The sequence below is a fragment of the Candidatus Merdisoma sp. JLR.KK011 genome, assembly GCF_036941125.1.
In the GTDB taxonomy this organism is placed as follows: domain Bacteria; phylum Bacillota; class Clostridia; order Lachnospirales; family Lachnospiraceae; genus Laedolimicola.
Genome location: NZ_JAYWSZ010000004.1, coordinates 896267 through 920170, shown reverse-complemented (window position 1 = coordinate 920170; position 23904 = coordinate 896267). Strand labels below are relative to the sequence as shown.

19 protein-coding genes and 1 pseudogene are annotated in these 23904 nt (G+C 49.3%); 19 read left to right on the top strand and 1 reads right to left on the bottom strand.

Annotation, left to right across the window (positions count from 1 at the left end; translation table 11 throughout):
• The first annotated feature begins 80 nt into the window (after positions 1-80).
• From VV089_RS18260 to VV089_RS18250, 3 genes and pseudogenes are all read left to right on the top strand, one after another.
• Entirely contained in the window at positions 81-1472 is a 1392-nt protein-coding gene (locus VV089_RS18260) for an MFS transporter (RefSeq protein WP_334336907.1), read from the top strand.
• Positions 1473-1752: 280 nt separating this feature from the next.
• Positions 1753-2292 carry a spore maturation protein gene (locus VV089_RS18255; RefSeq protein WP_442891558.1) on the top strand — a complete coding sequence of 180 codons (540 nt, stop codon included), beginning with the start codon at positions 1753-1755 and terminating at the stop codon, positions 2290-2292.
• Positions 2293-2306: 14 nt separating this feature from the next.
• A pseudogene (locus VV089_RS18250) lies at positions 2307-3906 on the top strand (AAA family ATPase).
• 45 nt (positions 3907-3951) lie between these two features.
• Here VV089_RS18250 and VV089_RS18240 read toward each other — a convergent pair.
• Entirely contained in the window at positions 3952-5334 is a 1383-nt protein-coding gene (locus VV089_RS18240) for an alanine/glycine:cation symporter family protein (protein ID WP_334336904.1), read from the bottom strand.
• A 245-nt stretch (positions 5335-5579) separates the two neighbouring features.
• Here VV089_RS18240 and VV089_RS18235 point away from each other — a divergent pair, with 245 nt between their 5' ends.
• The 16 genes from VV089_RS18235 (at position 5580) to VV089_RS18160 (ending at position 23844) form a co-directional block, all read left to right on the top strand.
• Positions 5580-5888 carry a hypothetical protein gene (locus VV089_RS18235; protein ID WP_172542582.1) on the top strand — a complete coding sequence of 103 codons (309 nt, stop codon included), beginning with the start codon at positions 5580-5582 and terminating at the stop codon, positions 5886-5888.
• A gap of 133 nt (positions 5889-6021) precedes the next feature.
• Positions 6022-8037, top strand: a complete 2016-nt coding sequence (locus tag VV089_RS18230) for a V-type ATP synthase subunit I (protein ID WP_172542583.1) — start codon at positions 6022-6024, stop codon at positions 8035-8037.
• Between the two features lie 2 nt (positions 8038-8039).
• On the top strand, positions 8040-8519 hold the full coding sequence (locus VV089_RS18225) for a V-type ATP synthase subunit K (protein WP_172542584.1): 480 nt from the start codon (positions 8040-8042) through the stop codon (positions 8517-8519).
• A gap of 39 nt (positions 8520-8558) precedes the next feature.
• A complete protein-coding gene (locus VV089_RS18220) occupies positions 8559-9152 on the top strand; it encodes a V-type ATP synthase subunit E (protein ID WP_172542585.1) in 594 nt (197 codons plus the stop codon).
• 21 nt (positions 9153-9173) lie between these two features.
• Positions 9174-10145 (top strand): V0D/AC39 family V-type ATPase subunit, encoded by a 972-nt coding sequence (locus VV089_RS18215; protein ID WP_172542586.1) that lies wholly within the window; start codon positions 9174-9176, stop codon positions 10143-10145.
• Positions 10138-10458, top strand: a complete 321-nt coding sequence (locus VV089_RS18210; protein ID WP_172542587.1) for a V-type ATP synthase subunit F — start codon at positions 10138-10140, stop codon at positions 10456-10458. Before VV089_RS18215 ends, VV089_RS18210 begins: the two co-directional genes overlap by 8 nt.
• A gap of 24 nt (positions 10459-10482) precedes the next feature.
• Positions 10483-12249 carry a V-type ATP synthase subunit A gene (locus VV089_RS18205; protein ID WP_172542588.1) on the top strand — a complete coding sequence of 589 codons (1767 nt, stop codon included), beginning with the start codon at positions 10483-10485 and terminating at the stop codon, positions 12247-12249.
• Positions 12250-13623, top strand: coding sequence for a V-type ATP synthase subunit B (locus tag VV089_RS18200; protein ID WP_172542589.1), 1374 nt, complete (start codon positions 12250-12252; stop codon positions 13621-13623).
• A 13-nt stretch (positions 13624-13636) separates the two neighbouring features.
• Positions 13637-14314, top strand: coding sequence for a V-type ATP synthase subunit D (locus tag VV089_RS18195; protein WP_172542590.1), 678 nt, complete (start codon positions 13637-13639; stop codon positions 14312-14314).
• A 217-nt stretch (positions 14315-14531) separates the two neighbouring features.
• A complete protein-coding gene (locus VV089_RS18190) occupies positions 14532-15245 on the top strand; it encodes a hypothetical protein (RefSeq protein ID WP_334336903.1) in 714 nt (237 codons plus the stop codon).
• The gene (locus VV089_RS18185; protein ID WP_334336902.1) at positions 15229-16047 is read left to right on the top strand and encodes a hypothetical protein; all 819 of its coding nucleotides are present in this window, start codon (positions 15229-15231) and stop codon (positions 16045-16047) included. The genes VV089_RS18190 and VV089_RS18185 overlap by 17 nt, the downstream gene beginning before the upstream one ends.
• 290 nt (positions 16048-16337) lie before the next feature.
• Positions 16338-18491 carry a PTS transporter subunit IIABC gene (locus VV089_RS18180; protein ID WP_334336901.1) on the top strand — a complete coding sequence of 718 codons (2154 nt, stop codon included), beginning with the start codon at positions 16338-16340 and terminating at the stop codon, positions 18489-18491.
• Between the two features lie 22 nt (positions 18492-18513).
• Positions 18514-19344 (top strand): PRD domain-containing protein, encoded by an 831-nt coding sequence (locus VV089_RS18175; RefSeq protein WP_172542594.1) that lies wholly within the window; start codon positions 18514-18516, stop codon positions 19342-19344.
• A 262-nt stretch (positions 19345-19606) separates the two neighbouring features.
• Entirely contained in the window at positions 19607-19840 is a 234-nt protein-coding gene (locus tag VV089_RS18170) for a hypothetical protein (RefSeq protein ID WP_172542595.1), read from the top strand.
• 216 nt (positions 19841-20056) lie between these two features.
• A complete protein-coding gene (locus VV089_RS18165) occupies positions 20057-21310 on the top strand; it encodes a class I SAM-dependent methyltransferase (protein WP_334336900.1) in 1254 nt (417 codons plus the stop codon).
• Positions 21307-23844: a hypothetical protein gene (locus VV089_RS18160; protein WP_334336899.1), complete on the top strand. Its 2538-nt coding sequence runs from the start codon at positions 21307-21309 to the stop codon at positions 23842-23844. Before VV089_RS18165 ends, VV089_RS18160 begins: the two co-directional genes overlap by 4 nt.
• The last annotated feature ends 60 nt before the right edge of the window (positions 23845-23904 follow it).

Here is a 23904-nt window from a genome sequence, read left to right as displayed (position 1 = left end):
CGCATCAATCGGTGCGGAACTGTAAAGGTTTAAACAGCACCCATTGGACAGTGCAAAACTGGAACAGAAGGGAGCATTTTATGCAGGAAAAAACGTATTTAAAATGGTACAACAAAGTGGGATATGGTTCCGGAGATATTGCAGGAAATGTAGTATATGCATTCCTATCCTCCTTTGTAATGATTTATCTCACCAACACCGTGGGACTTCACCCAGGTGTGGTTGGAACGCTGATTGCGGCCTCCAAGCTCTTTGACGGGGTGACAGACATTTTCTTCGGGGCCATGATTGATAAGACAAAAAGCAGGCTTGGAAAAGCGAGGCCCTGGATGCTCTATGGGTATATCGGCTGTGCCGTTACCCTGGCCGCCATCTTTGCCATCCCTGCAGACCTGGGGAAAACGGCACAGTATGCATGGTTCTTTATTGCCTACACTCTGTTAAATGCGGTGTTTTATACGGCCAACAACATTGCCTACTCCGCGCTGACTGCCCTTGTGACCAAAAACAGTAAGGAGCGTGTGCAGATGGGCTCCTGCCGCTTCATCTTCGCATTCGGCACAAGCCTCTTGATTCAGTCCATTACTATCTGGGTGGTGGCGGCCTGCGGCGGCGGAGCCGGGGGATGGAGGATGGCTGCCATTATCTATGCCCTGGTTGGCCTGCTTGTCAATACCATATCCGCCCTGTCCGTAAAGGAGCTTTCGGAGGATGAGCTGAATGAAGGCGTGGAGGAGCAGGGGCCGGAGGAAAAGTATGGGCTTGCTGCGGCGGTAAAGCTCCTTGCCTCCAACCGGTTTTATCTGATGATCTGTGTGGTATATATTCTCCAGCAGGTCTATGGGGCTATGCTGAATATGGGCATCTACTATATGACCTATGTTCTGCGAAATGAAAATTTGTATGGTGTATTTTCCTGGGCCATCAACATTCCGCTGATAGCTGCCCTTGTATTAACTCCTGCGCTGGTGGCCAGGTGGAAAGGAATGTATAAGCTGAACCTGAGGGGCTATATGCTTGGCACTCTGGGCAGGGCTCTGGTGGTTGCGGCAGGTTATCTTGGAAGCGTTCCTCTGATGCTGCTCTTTACGGGAATCGCAGCTTTTGGACAGGGACCCTGGCAGGGAGATATGAATGCGGTGATTGCTTCCTGCTCGGAGTATACCTATCTGAAAACAGGGAAACGGGTGGACGGAACCATGTACTCCTGCACCTCCCTCGGCGTAAAGCTGGGCGGCGGTCTTGGAACAGCCATTGCAGGCTGGATGCTTGCCGCAAGCGGATTCGACAAAAATCTGGCCGTTCAGCCGGAATCTTGTATGCAGATGCTCTATTTTATGTATCTGTGGATTCCATTGATTATCACTCTGGTGATTACCCTGGTGCTTTCCAGGATGAATGTGGAAGACGCTAATGCAAAATTGAAGGAGCAGCGTAAGGCGCAAGAGGAAGATATTTACTGGATCAGATAGGAAATAGGAGCTGTCAGGAAAGCAGCCGGTCAAAGGAGGCTCATAAGATGCTGCGTAAGATGCAGGAAGTTCCTTCCCTGGAGGATTTGGAGTAAACAAGAGAGGCTGTAAGGCAGGAGTTAATACTGCCTTACAGCCTCTCTTTCATTCGGTAATCCGAGGGAGAAACGCCTGTCATCCGTCGGAAGAACTTTGAAAATGCCAGCGGATCGGAACCGCAGAATATTCCTCGCTTAGGATTCATAGAATAGAAATAAGATCTCCAGAGAAGGTCGGGCTTATGCAGGCGGCAATCCGTATTATTCTTTATATTTCTGATTTATTAGTTCCCTTTTTGATCTTTTATGTAGTTGCATATGGAATTCTTATGAAACGACCGGTTTATGATGATTTTGTACGGGGAGCGAAGGACGGTTTTCATACGGTGATACAGATCATGCCCACGCTGATTGGGCTGATGGTGGCTGTGGGGGTGCTTCGTGCCTCCGGGTTTCTGGACTTTTTGTCCGGGGCGCTGAGTTATGTAACCAATTTGATTCATTTTCCGTCGGAGCTTGTGCCCCTTGCTGTTGTCCGGATGTTTTCCTCATCGGCGGCTGTGGGTCTGGCGCTGGATATTTTTCAAAAATATGGAACAGATTCCCGCCTGGGATTGATTGCATCCATTATGATGGGGTGCACGGAGACGATTTTTTATACAATGAGTGTCTACTTTATGACGGCCAAGGTAAGGAAGACCCGCCACACGCTGACAGGAGCCTTGCTTGCTACGGCAGCAGGAATTATAGCCAGTGTGGCGCTGGCGGGGATGATGCAGTAAAGATGCAGGCTGCTATGGGGGTAAAAGTTGCAATCGGTCTGCAAAGCTTTGAAAAGATACGTGAGAACAATATTTTCTACGTAGATAAAACAGACTTTATAAAAGACTGGTGGGAAAAGGAAGACAGTGTAACATTTATCACCCGTCCCCGCCGTTTTGGAAAAACTTTAAATATGAGTATGGTAGAATGCTTTTTTCCTAACCGTTACAGGGACAGAGGGGAGCTTTTTGAAGGGCTTTCCATATGGGAGGAAGAAGACTATAGAAAATTGCAGGGAACACTTCCGGTGCTGTTTTTGAGTTTTGCAAAGGTAAAAGCGCAGGATTATGAAGAGATGCAGTTTTCCATAGCAAGTATTATTTTCGAGGTATATCAGAAAAATTCGTTTTTGATGGACGGGGATACTCTGAGCGAAACGGAAAAAAAGTATTTTCAAAGCATACGGCCGGAAATGAGCCGTAAAAGAGCAGTTAATTCCATAAATACACTATCAAATCTACTGAGTCGTTATTACGGAAAAAAGATTATTATTCTACTGGACGAGTACAATACGCCCATGCAGGAAGCCTGGCTGTCCGGATACTGGGATGAGGCATCCAGCTTTTTCCGAAGCTTTTTCAACGCCACCTTTAAAACAAACCCCTATATGCAGAGAGGGCTGATTACAGGCATAACCAGAATTTCCAAGGAGTCCATTTTTTCCGATCTGAATAACCTGGAGGTGGTAACAGCCACATCCGAAAAGTATGCCTCCTGCTTCGGTTTTACAGAGGGAGAGGTTTTTAAAGCCTTAGATGAAATGGGACTTGGGGAAGAAAAACAAGGGGTAAAAGATTGGTATGATGGATTCACTTTCGGAAAGTTGAAAGATATCTATAACCCCTGGTCTATTATAAACTTTATCGGCAAAAACGGTGAATACGACGCCTACTGGGCAGACAGCAGCGGCAACGGGCTTGTGAATTCTCTGATTCGCAATGGATCGGCAGATGTGAAAAAGCTTATGAAGCAGCTGCTTAAAGGACAAAGTATTGAAATAGAGCTGGATGAACAAATTATTTTTAACCAGCTGGAGGAGGATGAAAATGCTATCTGGAGCCTGCTGCTTGCCACGGGATATTTGAGAGTAGACAAGGTAGAACGAAGGGGACGGCTTTTGAAAAAATTTTATACACTGCATTTGACAAATATGGAGATTGAGAGCCTGTTTTCCAAGATGGTGCAGGGATGGTTTAAAAATTCGCAGCCGGAATACAATGAATTTATCAAAGCCCTGTTAAATGACAATGTGAAAAAAATGAATACCTTTCTGAATAAGGTTGCCCTAAATACGTTCAGCAGCTTTGACGGAGGAAATAAGCCGTCAAAGACAGCCGGGCCGGTATGACGTGATGCTTGAGCCCTTTGATAAAACCCAGAAAGCGTTTATCTTTGAATTCAAGGTGCTGGATCCGGATGAGAATGAAAACAGTTTGGAGGATACGGTGAAAAATGCCCTTGCCCAGATAGAGGAGAAGCAGTACGAAACCGAGCTGACAGCCAGCGGCATTGCGCAAAAGAACATTCGGAAATACGGCTTTGCCTTCTGTGGGAAACAAGTGTTGATTGGATGAAATAATAAAAGCCGCGGCATTTTTTAAATAAGCCGCGGCTTTTCATTATTTTGCATCCGCACCCTTCACCAGCTTCGCAATCGTCCCTCCGAGCAGGAACAAAGCAGCCAGGTTCGGAATGGACATCAGGCCGTTAAAGGTATCCGCAATGCTCCACAAAAGCCCAAGGTTCACGGTAGCACCGATAATGGCCACTGCCGAGTACACCAGCATAAAAGGCTTATTCGCCGTAGAGCCAAACAGGAATTCAATACACCTCGTCCCGTAAAGCCCCCATCCAAGTATCGTAGAAAAAGCAAAACAGCAAAGAGCCGCTGCCGTAAAGATGGATACCCAATTGCCATAGGTGGACGTAAATCCGCTGATGGTCAGCTCAGCCCCTGCCGCAGTCCCGTAATCCACCGGCACGCCGCTGCACAGAATAACCAAAGCCGTTGTGGTACAAATAATAATCGTATCCATGAATACTTCAAAAACACCGAAATAACCCTGCTTCACCGGATCCTTCGTATCCGCCGCCGCATGGGCGATAGAACCCGTGCCAAGTCCGGCTTCGTTGGAGAAAATACCCCGGGAAACGCCTTTCTGCATGCTTAAAAACATGGTTCCCACAACGCCGCCTGTAACGGCGGAAGGAGCGAAGGCTCCCTGGAAGATAGAAGCAAAAACACCGGGAACATTCTGAACATGTACCAGAATCACGCCGATAGCCAGGATGATATAGAACACAGCCATAAATGGAACCAGGCGTTCCGTAACCCGGCCGATCCGCTTGATACCGCCTAAAAGAATCATAGCAACCAAAATCATAATAACAATTCCGATAACCAGATTAACCGTATTAACGGAATCAGAAGAAATGATATTATAATTCAAAAGAGCCGTATTAACAGCTGTGGTAATCGTATTCACCTGCGTTGCGTTTCCTGTACCGAATACCGTCAGAATACCGAGAACGGAAAAGACCACGGCCAGCCATCTCCACCTGGGGCCCAAACCGTTTTTAATATAATACATGGGGCCGCCCACCCAGTCGCCGTGCTGATTCTTCTCCCTAAAGTGCACAGCCAGAGTAACCTCGGAAAACTTCGTACACATGCCTAGGAGAGCCGAAACCCACATCCAGAACACCGCCCCCGGGCCGCCGATGGCAATGGCTCCGGCAACGCCGGCGATATTCCCCGTACCTACCGTGGCGGCAAGGGCCGTGCACACAGCCTGGAAGGGCGTAACAGCGCCTTCGGCAGCATCTGATTTAGCAAAAATCTTTCCGATAGTGACCCGGAAGGTATGGCCAAACCTGCGAAATTGAATAAAACGAGTACGTAAACTGAGATAAAGTCCCACACCAATAATGCAGACCATAGCCGGGATTCCCCAGACAATATTGTTGACTGTATTGTTGATGTCTGTAATTGTTTGCAGCATCGCATTCACTCCTCACATTTTTCCCATATATTGCCGGATATCCGGCTGTTTTTTAATCATAGCATATTTTTTTAAAGAAATACAAGAAAATATGAAATTTTTAGGAGCGGTTATTGCATAAATCGGGCAAATATCAGATAAAATTGCGGATTTGCACATTGACTAACAATAGAGAAAATGCTAATATTTAAGGGATGTGTAAAGAAATAATTTACATGAATTGAGAAAGAACAGGTGGTGATTGAGTGGTTCAGGAAGCAGTTCATGCTGTGAAGGAAGCGGAAGCCCAGGCAGAGGCGATTCTAAGGGAAGCCCAGGAACAGAGCGAAGAGCTTGTTGCGAAGGCAAAGGAGGAAGCCCAGGCAATTCGGGAAAAGGCAGCTGCCCAGGCAAAAGAGCAGGAAGCTCTGCGCATGCAGGCAGCAAAGGATTCGGGAAGCAAGGTCCTGGAGGAAGCCGCCGCGGAAGCACAGAAGGAAGCCGACGCATTGAAAGCTCTTGCGGCAAAGGAGGAAGCGAAAGCGGTAAAAGCCGTAACTTCTGAACTCATATAAAAGAGCTTGCGCAGGCAGAATGGGGAGTTGTATCCCCGGATGCCCCGAAGATGGTTCAAGGGAGTACCTTAAAGTATTTCTTAATACCTTAAAAGGGGCGAGTTAAAGAGAATAGAAGAGAGGAGGGATGTATATGGCAGTATTGGAGATGCAGCGGATCGGCATCTGTGCAATGAAAAAGGACAGAAAAAAGCTTCTGGAGCTTCTGCAGAAGAAAGGCGTAGTAGAGATTGACGCCCATGTGGAAGAAGATGAAGTCTTTAAGAAAATGGATACGTCCAGCTCCAGAAATATTTTTGAAAAAAATGCACAGGCTGCAGAGCGCGCTTTAGAGATACTGCAGGAATATGTTCCGGAAAAGAAAGGCATGCTGTCCTCACTGGAGGGAAAGGCCCTGGTAGACGCCCAGAGCTACGACAGTGTGATCAAACGGCAGGATGCAATTATGTCAAAGGCGCGCCAGCTGGTGTCCCTTTCCAGACAGATAGCAGAAAACAAAGCAAATATTCAGAAACGGGAAAACCAGATAGAGGCTCTTGAGCCTTGGAAGAACCTGGATGTCCCCATGAACTTCGTGGGAACCAGAAAAACAGAAGGGTTTGTGGGTACCGTTTCGGAGCTAATGAACACCGAGCAGCTTTACGCAGCAGTAACCCAGGCCGTCCCCGATGTGGACGCTTTTTTTGCGGAGGTTATTTCCACAGACCGGGATCAGACCTATCTCTGCGTAATCTGCGGAAAAAAGGATGCGCCTGCCATGGAGGAGGGGCTGCGGAGCATCGGCTTTGCAAGACCGTCCCAGATAGGAAGCCTCTTACCGGCAGACCGGCAGGAGCAGCTTCGGGGGAAACGAGAAGCCCTGGTTCAGAAAAATGAGGAGATTGTTTCTCAGATCGCAGCTTTCGCAGAGGCAAGACGGGATCTGGAGCTTGTAGCGGATTACTACCGGGTGAGACTGGATAAGTATGAGGTGCTGGGAGGACTGATCCAGTCGAAGAGTACCTTCCTGATAACCGGCTATGTGCCTAAACGCGACGGGGAAAGCTTAAAGCAGGAGCTTGAAAGGAATTTCACCTTAAGCGTAGAGGTTGCGGATGTGGAGGAAGAAGACATTCCGCCCATTCTTCTCAAGAACGGCAAGCTGGCGGCTTCCTTTGAGGGTGTTGTGGAGTCCTTCGGACTTCCGGGCAAGGGAGAGATTGATCCCACTGCGATTATGGCGTGGTGTTACATTTTCCTGTTCGGACTGATGCTTTCCGACGCAGCCTATGGACTGATGGTCTTTCTGGCCTGCGCCATTGTACTTAAGAAATTTCCGCGTATGGGCGAGGGCATGCAGAAATCCCTTCGGCTGTTTATGTACTGCGGCATTTCTACACTAGTCTGGGGCGTGCTTTTCGGCGGTTATTTCGGCGATGTGGTGGATGTTGTGTCACGGACCTTCTTCGGACAGCAGGTGACCATAAAGGCGCTTTGGTTTGTTCCGCTGAATGATCCGATGAAGATGCTTGTTTATTCTATGCTGTTCGGACTGATTCACATGTTCCTTGGACTTGGACTCAAGGCATATATGTTGATTAAGGACAAAAAATATCTGGATTGTTTCTGCGATGTGGGACTTTGGGTTATCTTTTTGATGGGATTGATACTGATGTTCCTGCCAAGCAGCATGTTTGCATCCATATCCCAGATGTATTTCACCTTCCCGCCTGCAGTGAATACGCTGGCAAAGGCTATGGCAATCGGAGGAGCGGTGGGAATCTGTCTCATGTCCGGCCGGGATAATAAAAATTTCGCGCTGCGCATTGCGCTGGGCGCGTATGACCTCTACAACGTGACAGGCTGGTTAAGCGATGTGCTTTCCTACTCCAGACTTCTTGCTCTGGGACTGGCGACCGGTGTTATCGCTTCCGTTATCAATTCCATGGGAAGCATGGTGGGAAGCGGTGTTGTGGGAGCGATCGTATTTATTCTGGTATTTGTGGTAGGCCATGTGCTCAACCTGGCTATCAACATTTTGGGAGCCTATGTGCATACCAACCGTCTGCAGTACGTAGAGTTTTTCGGAAAGTTTTACGAGGGTGGAGGCAGACCCTTCAACCCATTTAATATGAAAACAAAATATGTAGATATTAAGGAGGAAAATTAATTATGTTAGGTCAATTAGGAGGCGTTTACGCATTATTAGGAGCAGCAGTTGCAGCACTTCTGGCAGGCATCGGTTCTGCAGTGGGCGTTGCAATCGCAGGTCAGGCAGCAGCAGGCGTTGTAACAGAGGATCCGGCTAAGTTTTCCAAGGTTCTGATTCTTCAGCTTCTGCCCGGTACACAGGGTATCTACGGTCTTCTGGTAGCTTTCGTTACGCTGTCCAAGACAGGACTTCTCGGCGGAAGCATGGCAGCGATTGATGTTCCTACCGGTCTTATGATTCTGGCAGCCTGCCTTCCGATTGGTATTGTAGGTATGATTTCCGCGATTAACCAGGGCAAGACCTCTGTTGCATCCATCGGTATCGTAGCAAAGAAGCCGGAGCAGTTTGGTAAGGCTATGCTGTTCCCCGCTATGGTTGAGACCTATGCGATCCTTGCACTTCTGGTTTCCATCCTGGCCGTAAACTCTATCCCGGTTTAAGCAACAGATGGAAAAATCCCAGAAAAGGAGAGCTGATTGATGACTGGATTAGAGAAAATGGTGAGCCAGATTGTGGATGAGGCAAAGGCAGAGGCCGAGAGCCGTTTGAATACGGCCAGAGAAGAAGCGGATAAAATTGTCTCGGAAGCAAAGGCGGAAGCGGATAAGCTCTTAGAGCAGAAGTCCGAACAGTCAGAGACAAGCGCCGCTAATTATCTGGAGCGTATCAAATCCTCCGCAGACCTGCAGCGCAGAACCTTAATTCTGCAGGCAAAGCAGGAGGTGATTGCCTCCGTTCTGGAAAAGGCATACGCATCTCTGAATACAATGGACGAGGAAGCATATTTCGCCATGATACGAAAGATGCTGGAGAAATTTACATTAGCAGAAAGCGGAGAAATCTATTTTTCCGCAGCAGATTTGAAGCGCCTTCCGGCAGGATTTGAGAAAGAAATCTCAGCCATTGCTGCAAAGAAAGGCGGAAGTCTGACCCTTCAGAAAGAAAGCAAAGGAATAGAAAACGGATTTATCCTGGTATACGGAGGCATCGAGGAGAACTGTACCTTTAGGGCGCTGTTCAATACCCAGAGGGATGTCCTGCAGGATAGGATCCACCAGGAATTGTTCGCATAACACGCATAAGGAGGTTACAACATGTCTGATTTAGAATATACCTATGCGGTTGCGCGAATTCGTACCAAGGAGTTATCTCTCTTCTCGGCAGCTACCATTGAGCAGCTGCTTGCCCGTAAATCTTATGAGAACTGCCTGCAGTTTCTCCAGGAAAAGGGCTGGGGAGATTCGGATACTCCCTTGGAGGCAGAGAAGATTCTGACCAGAGAACGGGAAAAAACATGGGAGGATATCCGGGAGCTTGTCAAGGACATGTCCGTGTTCGGCATTCTGGATTATCCCAATGTGTTTCATAACCTGAAAGCGGCCATCAAGGAAGTTTGTACGGAAGGACACAGTGCCAATATCTTTTATAAGGATACGAACCCTTCCGCGGAGGAGATTCTGGAAGCGGTGAGAAACCGGGATTTCGGAAATCTTCCGGCTTATATGGCGGATGCGGCTGCGGAAGCGTTTGAAACCCTGCTTCACACAAGGGATGGCCAGCTCTGCGATGTGATTGTGGACCGGGCGGCTCTTGACGCCATCTACCAGGCGGGCAAGTCGGCTAAGGATGAGATTATCCGGGCATATGCGGAATCCGCCGTGGCCGTGGCCGATATTAAGATAGCAGTCCGTTCCCAGAAAACCGCAAAATCTTTGGAGTTTATGAAAAGAGCGCTTGCTCCCTGCGGCAGCCTCAATGTGGAGGCCCTGGCTCATGCGGCCCTTGGGGGACCGGAAGCCATTCGGGATTACCTGGCAGGTACAGATTACGCAGAGGGCGCGGAGGCCCTGGCGGTATCGCCTTCCGCCTTTGAGCGCTGGTGCGACAATCGGATTATCTACACCATCCGGCCGCAGAAATACAACTCATTTTCCGTAGGACCCATTGTGGCCTATGCCCTGGCCCGGGAAAATGAGATTAAAACGGTAAGAATTATCCTGTCCGGGAAGCTCAACGGCCTGTCGGATGATTCCATCCGGGAAAGGGTAAGGGAGATGTATGTATAGGATTGCAGTGCTGGGAGATTATGACAGCATTTACGGCTTTGCTACACTGGGACTTGATACATTTCCTGTGACAGAACCCGTGGAGGCCGCGAAAAAGCTGCACCAACTGGCCGGCGGCGAGTATGCCGTAATCTATATTACGGAGAGTCTGGCAGCTCAGATAGAACATGAGATTGCCAAACTGCGGGAGCAGGTGCTCCCGGCGGTGATTTTGATTCCGGGTGTGTCCGGCAATACGGGCAAGGGAATCGAGAGCGTCCGCAAATCCGTGGAACAGGCCGTTGGATCGGATATTTTATTCAGTAATAATTAAACAGAAAGTGGGTGATTCGTCCAAATGAGTATAGGAACAATAAAGAAAGTAGCAGGACCGCTGGTCATTGCAAGCGGAATGCGGGATGCGAACATGTTCGACGTGGTTCGTGTCAGCAATCAGCGTTTGATCGGCGAAATCATAGAGATGCATGGGGACGAGGCGTCTGTCCAGGTATATGAGGAGACATCCGGACTTGGACCCGGCGAGCCTGTAGAATCCATGAATGTGCCCATGTCCGTAGAACTTGGACCGGGACTTATCAGCAGCATTTACGACGGAATTCAGCGTCCTCTGGACGACATTATGAAGCTGTCGGGCAACAACTTAAAGCGTGGTGTGGAGGTTCCTTCCTTAAAGCGCGATTTGAAGTGGAACTTTGTACCCGTTGCTAAGGCGGGCGACGAAGTAGAGCCGGGCGATGTGCTGGGTACTGTACAGGAGACAGCCTCCGTGGTACAGAAAATCATGGTACCCTACGGAACTACAGGTACGGTGAAAGAGATCAAAGCAGGCGAATTTACGGTAGAGGAGGTTGTAGCCGTTGTAACAACGGACGAGGGAGACAAAGAGCTGACCATGATGCAGCGCTGGCCCGTTCGTAAAGGCCGTCCCTACCAGGAAAAGCTGCCGCCGGAGATGCCTCTCATTACCGGCCAGCGTGTTGTAGACGGACTCTTCCCCATTGCCAAGGGCGGTGTGGCAGCCGTGCCCGGGCCCTTCGGTTCCGGCAAGACGGTTATCCAGCATCAGCTTGCAAAGTGGGCGGAGGCAGATATCGTAGTTTACATCGGCTGCGGTGAGCGTGGAAATGAGATGACGGACGTTTTGAACGAGTTCCCGGAGCTGAAGGACCCGAAGACCGGCCGTTCTCTGATGGAGCGTACCGTGCTGATTGCCAATACCTCCGATATGCCCGTTGCGGCTCGTGAGGCATCTATTTATACAGGTATCACCATTGCAGAGTATTTCCGTGATATGGGTTACTCCGTAGCATTGATGGCAGACTCCACCTCCCGTTGGGCCGAGGCTCTCCGTGAGATGTCCGGACGTCTGGAGGAGATGCCCGGTGAGGAGGGATACCCGGCATACTTAGGCTCTCGTCTGGCACAGTTCTATGAGCGCGCAGGACGTGTAGTTTCCCTTGGAAAGGATGAGCGCATTGGAGCGCTGTCCGTAATCGGAGCCGTTTCACCGCCAGGAGGCGATATCTCCGAGCCTGTATCCCAGGCGACCTTACGTATCGTAAAGGTATACTGGGGACTGGATTCCGCCCTGGCTTACAAGCGTCACTTCCCGGCTATCAACTGGCTGACCAGCTATTCTCTGTATGTGGATGATATGGCTGACTGGTTCAACAAGAATGTGGCCGATGACTGGATGGCACTGCGTCAGAGCCTGATGTCCCTTCTTCAGGAAGAGGCAGAGTTAAATGAAATCGTGCAGATGGTAGGTATGGACGCTCTTTCCGCGCCGGACCGTCTGAAGATGGAAGCGGCCCGGTCTATCCGTGAGGACTTCCTGCATCAGAACTCCTTCCATGAGGTAGATACCTACACCTCTCTTGAGAAGCAGTATCTGATGATGAAGCTGGTACTGAAGTTCTACAACGACGGTGTGGAGGCCCTTGACAAGGGCGCTGATGTGAACGGCCTCATTAAGATGGAGGTTCGTGAGCGGATCGGCCGTTTCAAATATACGCTGAACGACGATATTCAAAAAGAATATGAAGCGATCTCTAAGGAGCTTGCAACGGAGATTGCCAATTTACTCGGGAAGGAGGACTTCTAAATGCCAAAGGAATATAGAACAATACAAGAAGTTGCCGGCCCGTTGATGCTGGTTCAGGGTGTTGAAAATGTAACCTATGATGAGATCGGCGAGATTGAGCTGGCCAACGGGGAAACCCGCCGGTGCAAGGTTCTGGAGATTGACGGAACGAATGCGCTGGTACAGCTTTATGAGAGTGCAACCGGTATCAACCTGTCCAACAGTAAGGTGCGCTTCCTGGGAAGAACCCTGGAGCTTGGCGTGTCTGCGGATATGCTGGGCCGTGTATTTGACGGTATGGGACGCCCCATTGACAAGGGACCGGAGATTCTGCCGGATGAGCGCCGCGACATCAATGGCCTGGCTATGAATCCGGCGGCTCGTGACTACCCCAATGAGTTTATCCAGACAGGAATCTCCGCAATTGACGGACTGAATACCTTGGTACGTGGACAGAAGCTTCCGATCTTCTCTGCTTCCGGTCTGCCCCATGCACAGCTTGGAGCCCAAATTGCAAGACAGGCAAAGGTTCGGGGCAAGGATGAGTCCTTCGCCGTAGTATTTGCCGCTATGGGTATTACCTTTGAGGAGTCCAACTTCTTTATTAACAGCTTTAAGGAGACGGGTGCTATTGATCGTACCGTACTCTTCATCAATCTGGCAAATGACCCGGCCGTAGAGCGTATCGCAACACCGCGTATGGCTCTGACTGCGGCAGAATATCTTGCATTTGAGCAGGGTATGCACGTACTGGTTATTCTGACGGATATTACCAACTATGCGGACGCTCTCCGTGAGGTATCCGCAGCCCGTAAGGAGGTTCCGGGCCGCCGTGGTTATCCGGGATACCTGTACACCGACCTGGCTACGCTGTATGAGCGTGCCGGACGTCAGAAGGGCAAGGACGGAAGTATCACCATGATTCCGATTCTGACCATGCCCGAGGGCGATAAGACCCACCCGATTCCCGACCTGACCGGATACATCACCGAGGGACAGGTAATTTTGAGCCGTGAGCTTTACAGTAAAGGTGTTACGCCGCCTATCGACGTACTGCCCTCTTTGTCCCGTCTGAAGGATAAGGGTATCGGCGACGGAAAGACCCGGGCCGACCACTCCAATACCATGAACCAGTTGTTTGCCGCTTACTCCCGCGGTAAGGAGGCGAAGGAGCTGATGGTAATTCTGGGTGAGGCTGCTCTTTCTGATATTGATTTGATTTATGCGAAGTTTGCGGATGCATTTGAGAAGGAGTACGTATCTCAGGGCTATCTGGCAAACCGTGATATTGAGGAAACTCTGAACATTGGATGGAAGCTCCTTTCCATTCTGCCCAGGTCCGAGCTGAAACGTATCGACGATAAGTATCTGGATGAATACTACGGAAAGTTCTAGGGAGGTGATTTGATTGGCATCTACCCAGGTAACTCCAACCCGAATGGAGCTGACCAGGCAGAAGAAAAAGCTGGTTACGGCTACCCGGGGACACAAGCTTCTGAAGGATAAGCGAGATGAGCTGATGCGTCAGTTCCTTGATATGGTGCGTGAAAACATGGCTCTTCGTGAGAAAGTGGAGGCCGGCATCAAATCTGCCAACAAGAATTTTGTCATTGCCAAGGCGGGAATGTCGGAGGAGATTCTGCGTGTTGCGCTGATGGCGCCCAAGCAGGAGGTATATCTGGAAACCTCTGCCAAGAACGTTATGAGCGTGGATATTCCGGTTTTTGAGTACAAGACCCGGACTGCGGACACGAATGATATTTATTCTTACGGTTTTGCCTTTACCTCCAGTGATCTGGATGACGCAGTAAAATCCCTGGCGGATATTCTGCCGGATATGCTGCTGCTGGCAGAGCGTGAGAAGGCCTGTCAGCTGATGGCAAGCGAGATCGAGAAAACACGCCGCCGTGTAAACGCGCTGGAGCATGTGATTATTCCGCAGGCTCAGAGCAATATCAAGTATATTACCATGAAGCTGGATGAAAACGAGAGAGGATCTCAGATTCGCCTGATGAAGGTAAAGGATATGATGCTGGAGGAAGAGCATCATTACAAAGAGAAGCAGCAGCAAAGAGCACAGGCTTAAATGGATGGAGACAGGGTAAAGTCAGACGATGGGCTGGCTTTACCCTGTTTTTTAGCGTGCTGCTTGTCACGGAGCGGACAGTAATCTTTCGCTTTTTGCATATGTTTCTGGTAATATATATCTAGCGTTCGAAAAATTCTTGATTAAACGAACGCACTTGGTTTATAATAGAGAAAAGAGCTGCATGTAAAATCAGAGCGGAAGCAGAGGTGAGCATATGACTGAGCAGCAAAGGCAGCAACAGGAGATTGAGCGCCTGCAAAAGAAAATTCAAGCCTTGTCGAAAGCGTACAACGATACTAGGGAAGAGTTAGAGAAGAGAAAGCAGGAGGAGAAAAAAACGCGCCCAAAGGGCCGACCGTCTACCAGCGCAGAAAAAAAAGCTCAGGTGCTTTCACTCTGCCGCCAGGGGCATTCTATGCGTTCCATTGCCGGTAAGACAGACCTTGCCCTCAGTACGGTTCACAAGATTATCACGGAAGCCTCCCAGGAGTCAAAGCGTGTTTATGTGTATATGGACCGGGGCAGACTGGCGACGATTATTGAAGCCTGTGCAATTACCCAAAAGGTGCACATTATAAACTTTACGGATGATATGCTCAGCCGGGCCTTCGGTGTCAATGAAAATCCTGGCTGGGAGGATTACAATGCTTTTATGGAGAGCCGGTGCATGCCCCGGACGCGCTATGGAATCCGGGAAGAGCTTAAATATATGGGAATTGACGTCTACGACCCTTTTCAGATTGTGGAGAAGACCTCTGGCCGTGTATATGGGGACGGCCAGAGCCTGGAGCGCATGAATCCGGAATGGGTAAAAAAGTACGACAAGATCCGAAAAAACGTGAAGGATGCCGCAGAACAGAAGGAAGAATTGAAAAAGCTTTTAGAGGAAAATAGAGGAAGGCGGACGAGCAATGACCTTGATTACTGACAAGCTGCAGATGACAGGACAGGAAACAAAATGGACATCCTCCAAGGGAAATCAGAATAAATGGTTTGCGGACGGCATGTGGTATAAGGAAGACGGCCTTGGATATGAGGCCCTGGCAGAGATTCTTGTATCCCGGCTCCTTGCAAAAACAAATGTAGAGACTTTTGTATCTTATGAATACGAGCAGGTGGAGAGAAACGGCAGGCAGTATCATGGATGCAGGTCGGCAGATTTTCTTCTGCCGGATGACGACAAGCTCATATCGGTAGAGCGGCTGTTTCAGGCCTACAAGAGAGAGGGGGCGGCCCAGAAAGCTGCTCAGTTTGAGACGGCTGCAGAGCGTATCCGATATATTGCAGAAAGCATAGAAGAGATTACGGGCTTAAATAATTTTGGAGATTATCTTCGGAAGGTTCTCACCGTAGATGCCCTGTTTTTAAATGAGGATCGCCATTTTCATAATATTGCAGTTATACAGAAAAAGGATGGAACCTTTCGGGAGTGCCCGCTTTTTGATCATGGAGCTTCTCTGTTTTCTGATACAAAAAGCGATTACCCTCTTGAGATGTGCTTAGAAGAGTGTTTTCAAAAGATACAGGCGAAGCCCTTTTCCAGGTGCTTTGACGAACAGCTGGATGCCTGCGAGATTTTATATGGAGGCTTTCGGTTTCATGCTTTTTTTACCATGAAGGATGTGGAATTGCTGTTGGAAGAATTTCGTGGGTTATATGAAGAACGGATTTTAATTCGTGTTCTTGAGACGATGGGACAGCAGATGCGGAAGTATGCGTATTTGTTCTAACACAGTGGGGATTGGCGTATAGGATTAAAAAATTTCTTGACAAATCCTTCTGCAAATGGTAATTTATTCTCAGTGATATAGTATGTAACTGTTCGGCAGGCATTAACTATGCATGAATATTTTGGATGTTTATGCACGTTAATGCTTTTTTTGTGTAAAAAATGGGGAAATGTGGGCATAGTAAGGAAGCAAGATGTGGATAAAACGTCCGGAACAACTGAAAAACAGCAATACTTCTCCATAAAGGGTACTGTTAGAAGTATTGCGGAATTGGAATGGAGGGTTTCAGTATGAAAGACAAGATTTTTGGTGTACTGCAGCGAGTGGGACGTTCCTTTATGCTTCCAATCGCAATCCTGCCGGTGGCAGGTCTGCTCCTTGGTGTAGGAGGTTCCTTCACCAATGAAACAATGCTCGAGGCTTACGGCCTGATGGGGATTATGGGCCCCGGAACCTTTTTAAACGCGATTCTGAAGGTGATGAGCGCAGCCGGCGATATTGTATTCACGAATCTTCCCATTATCTTTGCCATGGGCGTTGCAATCGGCATGGCAAAGAAGGAAAAAGAAGTGGCTGCCCTGGCAGCGGCAATTGCCTTTTTCATTATGCATGCATCCATCGGTGCCATGATTGGAAATAACGGCGGCGCAGAGGCCATGCTGGAAGGAGCAACTGCCTCGGTTGTGGGAATTACCTCCCTTCAGATGGGTGTGTTCGGCGGCATCATTGTAGGCCTTGGCGTTGCGGCTCTTCACAACCGCTTCTATAAGATTGAGCTGCCCCAGGTATTGTCCTTCTTCGGGGGCACCCGCTTTGTGCCGATTATCAGCGGCCTCACCTATACCATTGTGGGCATTCTGATGTTTTACATCTGGCCGGTGATTCAGCAGGGAATTTACGCCGTAGGCGGCGTGGTGCTGGAATCCGGCTATGCAGGAACCTGGGTGTACGGCCTCATGGAGCGTGCACTGATTCCCTTCGGCCTCCATCATGTATTCTACCTTCCCTTCTGGCAGACGGCTCTTGGCGGAACCATGGAGGTTGCGGGCCGGATGGTTGAGGGCGCACAGAATATCTTTTTTGCACAGCTTGCAGATCCAACGGTAGAGCATTTTGCCGTGTCAGCAACCCGGTTTATGACCGGCAAGTTTCCGCTGATGATCTTTGGCCTTCCGGGAGCAGCTCTTGCCATGTACAAGGTTGCAAAGCCGGAGAAAAAGGAAGCCGTTGCCGGTCTTCTTTTATCTGCGGCTCTGACCTCTATGCTGACCGGAATCACGGAGCCTCTGGAGTTTACATTCCTCTTTGTAGCGCCGCTTTTGTATGCCATCCACTGTGTTTTTGCGGGTCTGGCGTATATGCTGATGCATATATTCGGGGTGGGTGTCGGAATGACATTCTCCGGAGGACTTATTGATATGTTCCTGTTCGGCATTCTTCAGGGAAATGCAAAGACAAGCTGGATTTGGATTGTTGTAGTAGGTGTGGGCTACTTTGTCGTATATTATTTCCTGTTCTCCTTCCTTATCCGGAAAATGGATCTAAAGACTCCCGGACGCGACGACAATGAGGAAGTGAAGCTGTACCGCAGAAGTGATGTAGACGCCAGGAAAAAGGGAGGACAGGACTCCCAGGATGGCGGCCCTTCCGAGGAAGACGCCATGTCTGCAGCGATTTGCCGGGGACTTGGAGGTAAGAAAAATATTTCCGATGTGGACTGCTGTGCCACAAGACTCCGCTGCACGGTACACAAGTCTGAGCTGGTGGACGACGGCCTGCTGAAATCTACAGGAGCTTCCGGTGTGGTTCATAAGGGCAACGGCGTACAGGTGATTTACGGTCCCCGGGTAACGGTGATTAAATCCAACCTGGAGGACTATCTGGAATATGCGCCGGATGAAGAATACATTCCGTCACAGGCGGCGGAAAATGAGCAGGCAGCAAAAAATGAGACGGAAAGGGCAGAGGGCAGAGTGGTAGAGAGCATAACCATCTACAGCCCGGTTACAGGTATGGCAGCCGACATTTCCGAGACGCCGGACGAGGCATTTGCCGGACGGATGATGGGAGACGGCGCTATGGTAATTCCGGAAGAACCTGCCGTATGTGCGCCGGAGGACGGAGAGGTCTGCTTTGTGTTTGAGACAAAGCACGCCATCGGTTTCCAGACCGCATCGGGAATTGCTATGCTGCTGCATATGGGAATTGACACAGTCAATTTGAACGGCGAGGGCTTTGAGGTTCTAGTAAAGGACGGAGATCAGGTGAAAAAGGGCGATGTGCTTATGAAGCTTGATCTGGAATATCTGAAGAGCCATGCGCCTTCGCTGGCATCTCCGGTGCTGTGCACAGAGCTTGGAGAGAACCAGAAGATCCGTCTGCTTGCAGCAGGAAAGGTAAAAGCAGGAGATGCTTTATATGCCGTGGATACCTATGAGGGATAGATAAAAGCTTGGGGGAAAAAGGATGTTCAGAGTAAAAAAGGCGCTGAATCACAACACAATTATTGCGATCAACATGGCAGACAACCGGGAATACCTTCTTATTGGGAAGGGCATTGGCTTTGGAAAAAAGGTCAGTGAGCGTATGGAAACGCCTAAGGGGTGTACCATGTATTCTCTGCGTGAGCATACAGAGCGCGGAACTGCTATGGAGCTTGTGAAGGATATGGATCCGGTGTTTTTGGAGATTGCCGAGCAGGTATTGAAGGAAAGCGAGCGGATCTTTGGGCGCATTGACTGGAGCATCCTTTTTCCCATGGCGGATCATATTGCCTTTGCGGTACGCCGGATTCAGAACAATGAACAGATCAGTAATCCTCTCACCAGCGATATACGGGCGCTGTTTCACATGGAATACAAGACGGCGGAATGTATTAGGCCGATTCTTAGGGAACGGCTGGACGTGGAGATAGACGAACATGAAGTGGGGTATATTGCTTTACATATCCACTCAGCCATTGAGGAAGAAAACGTGGCTCTCTCCATGCAGATTGCCCAGACAGTCCGGGAGTGTATCCAGATGGTGGAGGAGGCTACAGGGCAGACCATAGACGTTATGTCCCTCTCCTATAACCGGCTGATGAATCATGTGCGTTACATGGCAGCCCGGGCGGTGAAGGGGGAAAAGCTGAAGCTGAACATGAATGACTATATGTCCACAAAATTCCCCGAAGCCTATGAACTGGCAGCCCAGGTGTGTAAGCATCTGGAGACATATCTGCGCAAGCCTTTAGATGAGTCGGAGATTGGTTATCTGGCTATGCACATTGAGCGTGTGGCGGCCCAGGAGGAGTAAGAGCCCATTCTATTGTGGAGCAGACACGGGAAAAGGGATTTTGCATATACTATTCAAAAAGGATTTTTTTATGAACCCATATTATGAGCAATACGTACCGGGACAAAACCCCAGCCCCTTTTACGAAGCGTATAAGCGATACCCGTTTTGCCCTTTTAGCCCATGGGAAGATGAAAAAGCGCGAGATCAAAGAAAATTTAGGGAACTCTATCCAAGCCTTGCAAGACAAATTCAACCGCTGGTAGAGGAAGAATGCGATCAGATGGAGTACGACGGAAGCTTTATGTTCGATGAATATCCGGATCAGCTCCAGATCCGCCGGATCAGCCGCCGGGTTTATGACAGGCTGAATAAAAAGGAATACCAGGACGATCTGATGATGCAGGAGACAAACGGGCGGAACTGGATGGAGGATTTCGTCACAATGATGCTTCTCAATGAGATGTATCAGCGCCGGTGCCGCCGCAGGGATCGCCGGTGTAGCTGGAGGTATTGAAAACAGGAGGGACTGCCGGGAAAAATGGCTGATGCCGCATTTCCCGGCAGTCCCTTTGACGTATCCTTTTATCATCCTTTTGCAAGCCCGTATTTCGGGGCCGGAATACTGGTAATTTGGAAAAGTTTGTGATATAGTAAACGGGAAGCTGCCGAATGGAAGTAAAAGGCGGCAGCAGGAATGAAATACAGACCTTTAGAAGAATAAGGATAATAGATGGAAGAATTAAAAAGCTTATTAGAGAAATATCTGAATAGAGAACTGCTTCATATGGTAATAAGCGGAGCAAAAGGCCCGGCGGAGCTCACAAAGGTTCGTATCCGTCCCGTGCTTTTAAAGGAGGAGCTTAGGTTCCAGGCGGAGATTTTCCGGGGAACAAAGGCTTTCCACGAGAATCTTAAAAAAGAAGAGGCTGCGGCGCGGATCTCACAATGGATGCAGGATTCTTTCCGCCAGCTTCAGCTGGCCGGCACCTTTGGCACGGCAAGCGTCCTGGTGAGCAAAAAGGGAAAGGTAACAATCAAAGAGAAGACTCAGAACACAGGTGTAAAAGCCGGGGAGCTTGCGCATAATAAAAAGAAGCATTATCTTCTGGAGGAAGGCCGCCCCATTGATTTTCTGGTGGATTTGGGGGTTATGACCCAGGAGGGAAAGGTTGTTCATGCCCGTTATGACAAGTTCCGGCAGATCAACCGGTTTCTGGAGTTTATAGAGGACGTGCTTCCGGCGCTGCCGCGGGATCGGGAAATTGCAATCCTGGATTTCGGCTGCGGCAAGTCTTATCTTACTTTTGCCATGTACTATTATTTAAAGATATGCCGGGGCCTGGATATCCGTATCACAGGCCTGGATCTCAAGGAGGATGTTATCCTGCACTGCAGTGAGCTGGCAGAAAAATACGGCTATGAAAAGCTGAACTTTTTAAAGGGAGATATTGCAGGCTACGAGGGTGAAAAGCAGGTGGATATGGTTGTGACGCTTCACGCCTGCGATACAGCTACGGATTATGCCCTTTATAAGGCCGTCAATTGGAACGCAAGGGTGATATTGTCTGTTCCCTGCTGTCAGCATGAGCTGAACAGGCAGATATACAGTGAGCAGCTTGCCCCAGTGCTCAAGCACGGGCTTTTAAAGGAGCGGATAGCAGCACTTGTGACGGACGGCCTGCGCGCGGAGCTTCTTGAGCAGCAGGGATATGCGGTACAGGTTCTGGAATTCATTGATATGGAGCATACGCCGAAGAATATTCTGATTCGGGCGGTGAAGCGGTCCGGGGAAAATCAGGAGCATGGCAAGGCTTATGAGGCATGTACGCAGGCTCTGCACGTTCATCCGACCCTGGAACGCCTGCTGAAAAAACAGCCTTCAGGCAAGGTGAATTTGCCCGAAAGGCAAAGAGAAGGTGCCCTGGGGCATATCCCTTTATGTCCGGAAGACGCGGACAGATCAAGGAAAGGAGCAGCCGGATGAAAAAGCTGATATTGAAAATTATATCCGTTCTGGCAGCTTTCTTTCTGGGAATCGTCTTTATGAGCTACATGCAGTCTGCAGGAAACCGGGATCTGACAGATTCCATGGCTTCGGCTACACTGCCCCTGGTTTATCTGGAACAGGGCGGCCGGCAGCTGAACCTGATGCATGGATACACCCAGCCAATGAACGGCAGCCTTTTGAGAGAGGCGGTGCTTCCCCTTCCGGAGGATCGGGAGATAGAGCTTCTGGTACAATGTCCCAATACAGAGGCAGAGCAGCTTTTTTATGAAGTCCGCAGTCTTGACACAAAGCGTCTGGTAGAGGATGCGCAGATTATGGATTACACCCGGGAGGACGATTTTATCCGGGCCAGATTCCAGCTAAAGGATCTTCTTGACGAGGGACAAGAGTATCTGCTGGTGATACGGCTTGAGCTTGAACGGGGGCAGGAAGCCTTCTACTATACACGTCTGATAAATCTGCCGGAGCATCATCTGGAAGAATGCATGGACTTTATTACAATGATCCATGAAGCCCTTTTTGATAAGGAAAATACAGTCAATATCACCTCTTATCTCGAACCGGATACTTCGGCAGACAACGGGACATTGGCTTACGTGAATATTCACTCCCGTTATAAGCAGCTTATCTGGGATGAGATGGAGGTACAGCTTTCCAGTCCGGTGCGGACGTATCTCATCGACCTGGAAGGGTCAATTGCGGCTGTGCGTCTGGAATATGAAGTAAACCATCTGAATGAAAAGGGAAAAACCGAGCGCTATCAAGTTCAGGAGGCGTACCGGGTCCGCTATACGGAGCAGCGGATGTATCTGCTGAACTATGAACGGACTGCCGAACGGATTTTTGATCCGGAGCTGGAAGTGTTTACTGAGAACTCCATTGAACTTGGAATACTGAATACAGAGGTGGAATACCGCAAAAATGAGGAGGAGAATATCATTGCCTTTGTCCAGAACGGAGATCTGTGGTGTTACGATGTGGCGCAGAATAAGCTTTCTTATGTATTTGGATTCCGGGATGGGGATGACTTAAGGTGCAGCTATGAGGAGCATGAGATTAAGATCATAGATGTGGACGAGTCGGGCAGCATGAATTTTCTTGTATACGGTTATATGAACCGGGGACGGCACGAGGGAAGGACGGGAATTTCCGTTTATACCTACAACGCCCTGACGAATTCCGTGGAGGAACGGATCTTTATCGAGAGCAGCAAGCCCTTCCGGATTCTGAAATCAGAGGTTGGAAAGCTGGCTTATGTAAATAAACAAGAGATTCTTTATCTGTATCTGCAGAACAGTATCTGGCGCATTGATCTGAAAACCAGGAGCTTCGAGGAGGTTGTGACAGGAATCGCAGAGGAATGCTGCATGATGTCCGAGGACGGCCGTCTGGCCGCATGGCAGAGAGAGAATTCCCTCAATGAGTCGGAGGCCGTGGAGCTTCTGAACCTGGAGACAAACCGCAGGCGGACGGTTCAGGCGGAAGAGGGATTTTATATCCGGGCGCTTGGATTTATGGGAACGGATTTTATCTATGGGGAGGCAAGAAAGGAAGACGTTGCCAAAAGCATTACCGGCAGCTTTGTGTTCCCCATGGGCTATGTAGCCATTCAGGATGAAAACGGCGTTAAAATCCGGGAGTTTTCCTATGAGCAGCAGGGAAAATATGCGGTTGATATTTCCATAGAGAACAACCGGACGATTCTGGACTGTGTGGCAAAGGATGAGGCTCAGGGATATACGGAAGCGCTGCCGGAGCTTATCACAAAAAATACGGCGGAGGTTGTGGAAAAGATAGCCTTGAATACAAAAAATTCCGGAGTCAAGAAGCGGGAATTTTACTTTGAGCTGACAGAGAGCCGCAAAGAGACGCAGATGAAGCGTTTAATGCCAAGGCTGGTTCTCTTTGAGGGAAGCCGGAGCCTGCAGCTTGAGAAAACGGAAGAGGATCTGCGCTATTTCGTCTATGCTTATACCGGAAGGCTTGCGGGGGCATATGGCTCTGCCAACGAGGCGGTTATAACAGCCTATGAGCAGATGGGCGTGGTTGTGGACAGCAGCCAGAGCTGTATCTGGAGACGGGGCGGAAGAAAGACCCGGACAGAGCTCACGGGACTGGAAAACCTGCAGCAAAGGCCGGAAGAGACAAGTATGCAGGCGGCCATAGAGATTCTCTTAAGCGGAGAGAATAATTATGCGGATACGACTGCTTCGCTGGAAGCAGGGAGGACGCCTTATGAGATTCTCTCGGAGAATCTGGACGGAAGAGTGCTGGATTTGTCAGGCTGCTCCGTGAATATGATATTGTACTATGTAAGCCAGGGATATCCGGTGCTGGCCATAGAGGGCCGGGACACGGCAGAGCTGATTACAGGCTACGATCCCCAGAACGTCATTTTGACGAATCCCATTACGGGGGAGGCATACCGGAAGGGAATGAATGACAGTACGCAGATGTTTGAGGAGCTGGGCAATCTGTTTGTAGTCTGCCTGCCGCCGGAGAATCTGTGATAATATGGTTACTGGGCACGGAGTGAACAGTAACATAATATGAAAAAAGGAGAATAAAAT

Bases quoted from the DNA above. Each gene is read 5' to 3' on its own strand.
- VV089_RS18260 (WP_334336907.1), top strand. From the start codon at position 81: ATGCAGGAAAAAACGTATTTAAAATGGTACAACAAAGTGGGATATGGT.
- VV089_RS18255 (WP_442891558.1), top strand. From the start codon at position 1,753: ATGCAGGCGGCAATCCGTATTATTCTTTATATTTCTGATTTATTAGTT.
- VV089_RS18240 (WP_334336904.1), bottom strand. From the start codon at position 5,334: ATGCTGCAAACAATTACAGACATCAACAATACAGTCAACAATATTGTC.
- VV089_RS18230 (WP_172542583.1), top strand. From the start codon at position 6,022: ATGGCAGTATTGGAGATGCAGCGGATCGGCATCTGTGCAATGAAAAAG.
- VV089_RS18225 (WP_172542584.1), top strand. From the start codon at position 8,040: ATGTTAGGTCAATTAGGAGGCGTTTACGCATTATTAGGAGCAGCAGTT.
- VV089_RS18220 (WP_172542585.1), top strand. From the start codon at position 8,559: ATGACTGGATTAGAGAAAATGGTGAGCCAGATTGTGGATGAGGCAAAG.
- VV089_RS18215 (WP_172542586.1), top strand. From the start codon at position 9,174: ATGTCTGATTTAGAATATACCTATGCGGTTGCGCGAATTCGTACCAAG.
- VV089_RS18210 (WP_172542587.1), top strand. From the start codon at position 10,138: ATGTATAGGATTGCAGTGCTGGGAGATTATGACAGCATTTACGGCTTT.
- VV089_RS18205 (WP_172542588.1), top strand. From the start codon at position 10,483: ATGAGTATAGGAACAATAAAGAAAGTAGCAGGACCGCTGGTCATTGCA.
- VV089_RS18200 (WP_172542589.1), top strand. From the start codon at position 12,250: ATGCCAAAGGAATATAGAACAATACAAGAAGTTGCCGGCCCGTTGATG.
- VV089_RS18190 (WP_334336903.1), top strand. From the start codon at position 14,532: ATGACTGAGCAGCAAAGGCAGCAACAGGAGATTGAGCGCCTGCAAAAG.
- VV089_RS18185 (WP_334336902.1), top strand. From the start codon at position 15,229: ATGACCTTGATTACTGACAAGCTGCAGATGACAGGACAGGAAACAAAA.
- VV089_RS18180 (WP_334336901.1), top strand. From the start codon at position 16,338: ATGAAAGACAAGATTTTTGGTGTACTGCAGCGAGTGGGACGTTCCTTT.
- VV089_RS18175 (WP_172542594.1), top strand. From the start codon at position 18,514: ATGTTCAGAGTAAAAAAGGCGCTGAATCACAACACAATTATTGCGATC.
- VV089_RS18170 (WP_172542595.1), top strand. From the start codon at position 19,607: ATGGAGTACGACGGAAGCTTTATGTTCGATGAATATCCGGATCAGCTC.
- VV089_RS18165 (WP_334336900.1), top strand. From the start codon at position 20,057: ATGGAAGAATTAAAAAGCTTATTAGAGAAATATCTGAATAGAGAACTG.
- VV089_RS18160 (WP_334336899.1), top strand. From the start codon at position 21,307: ATGAAAAAGCTGATATTGAAAATTATATCCGTTCTGGCAGCTTTCTTT.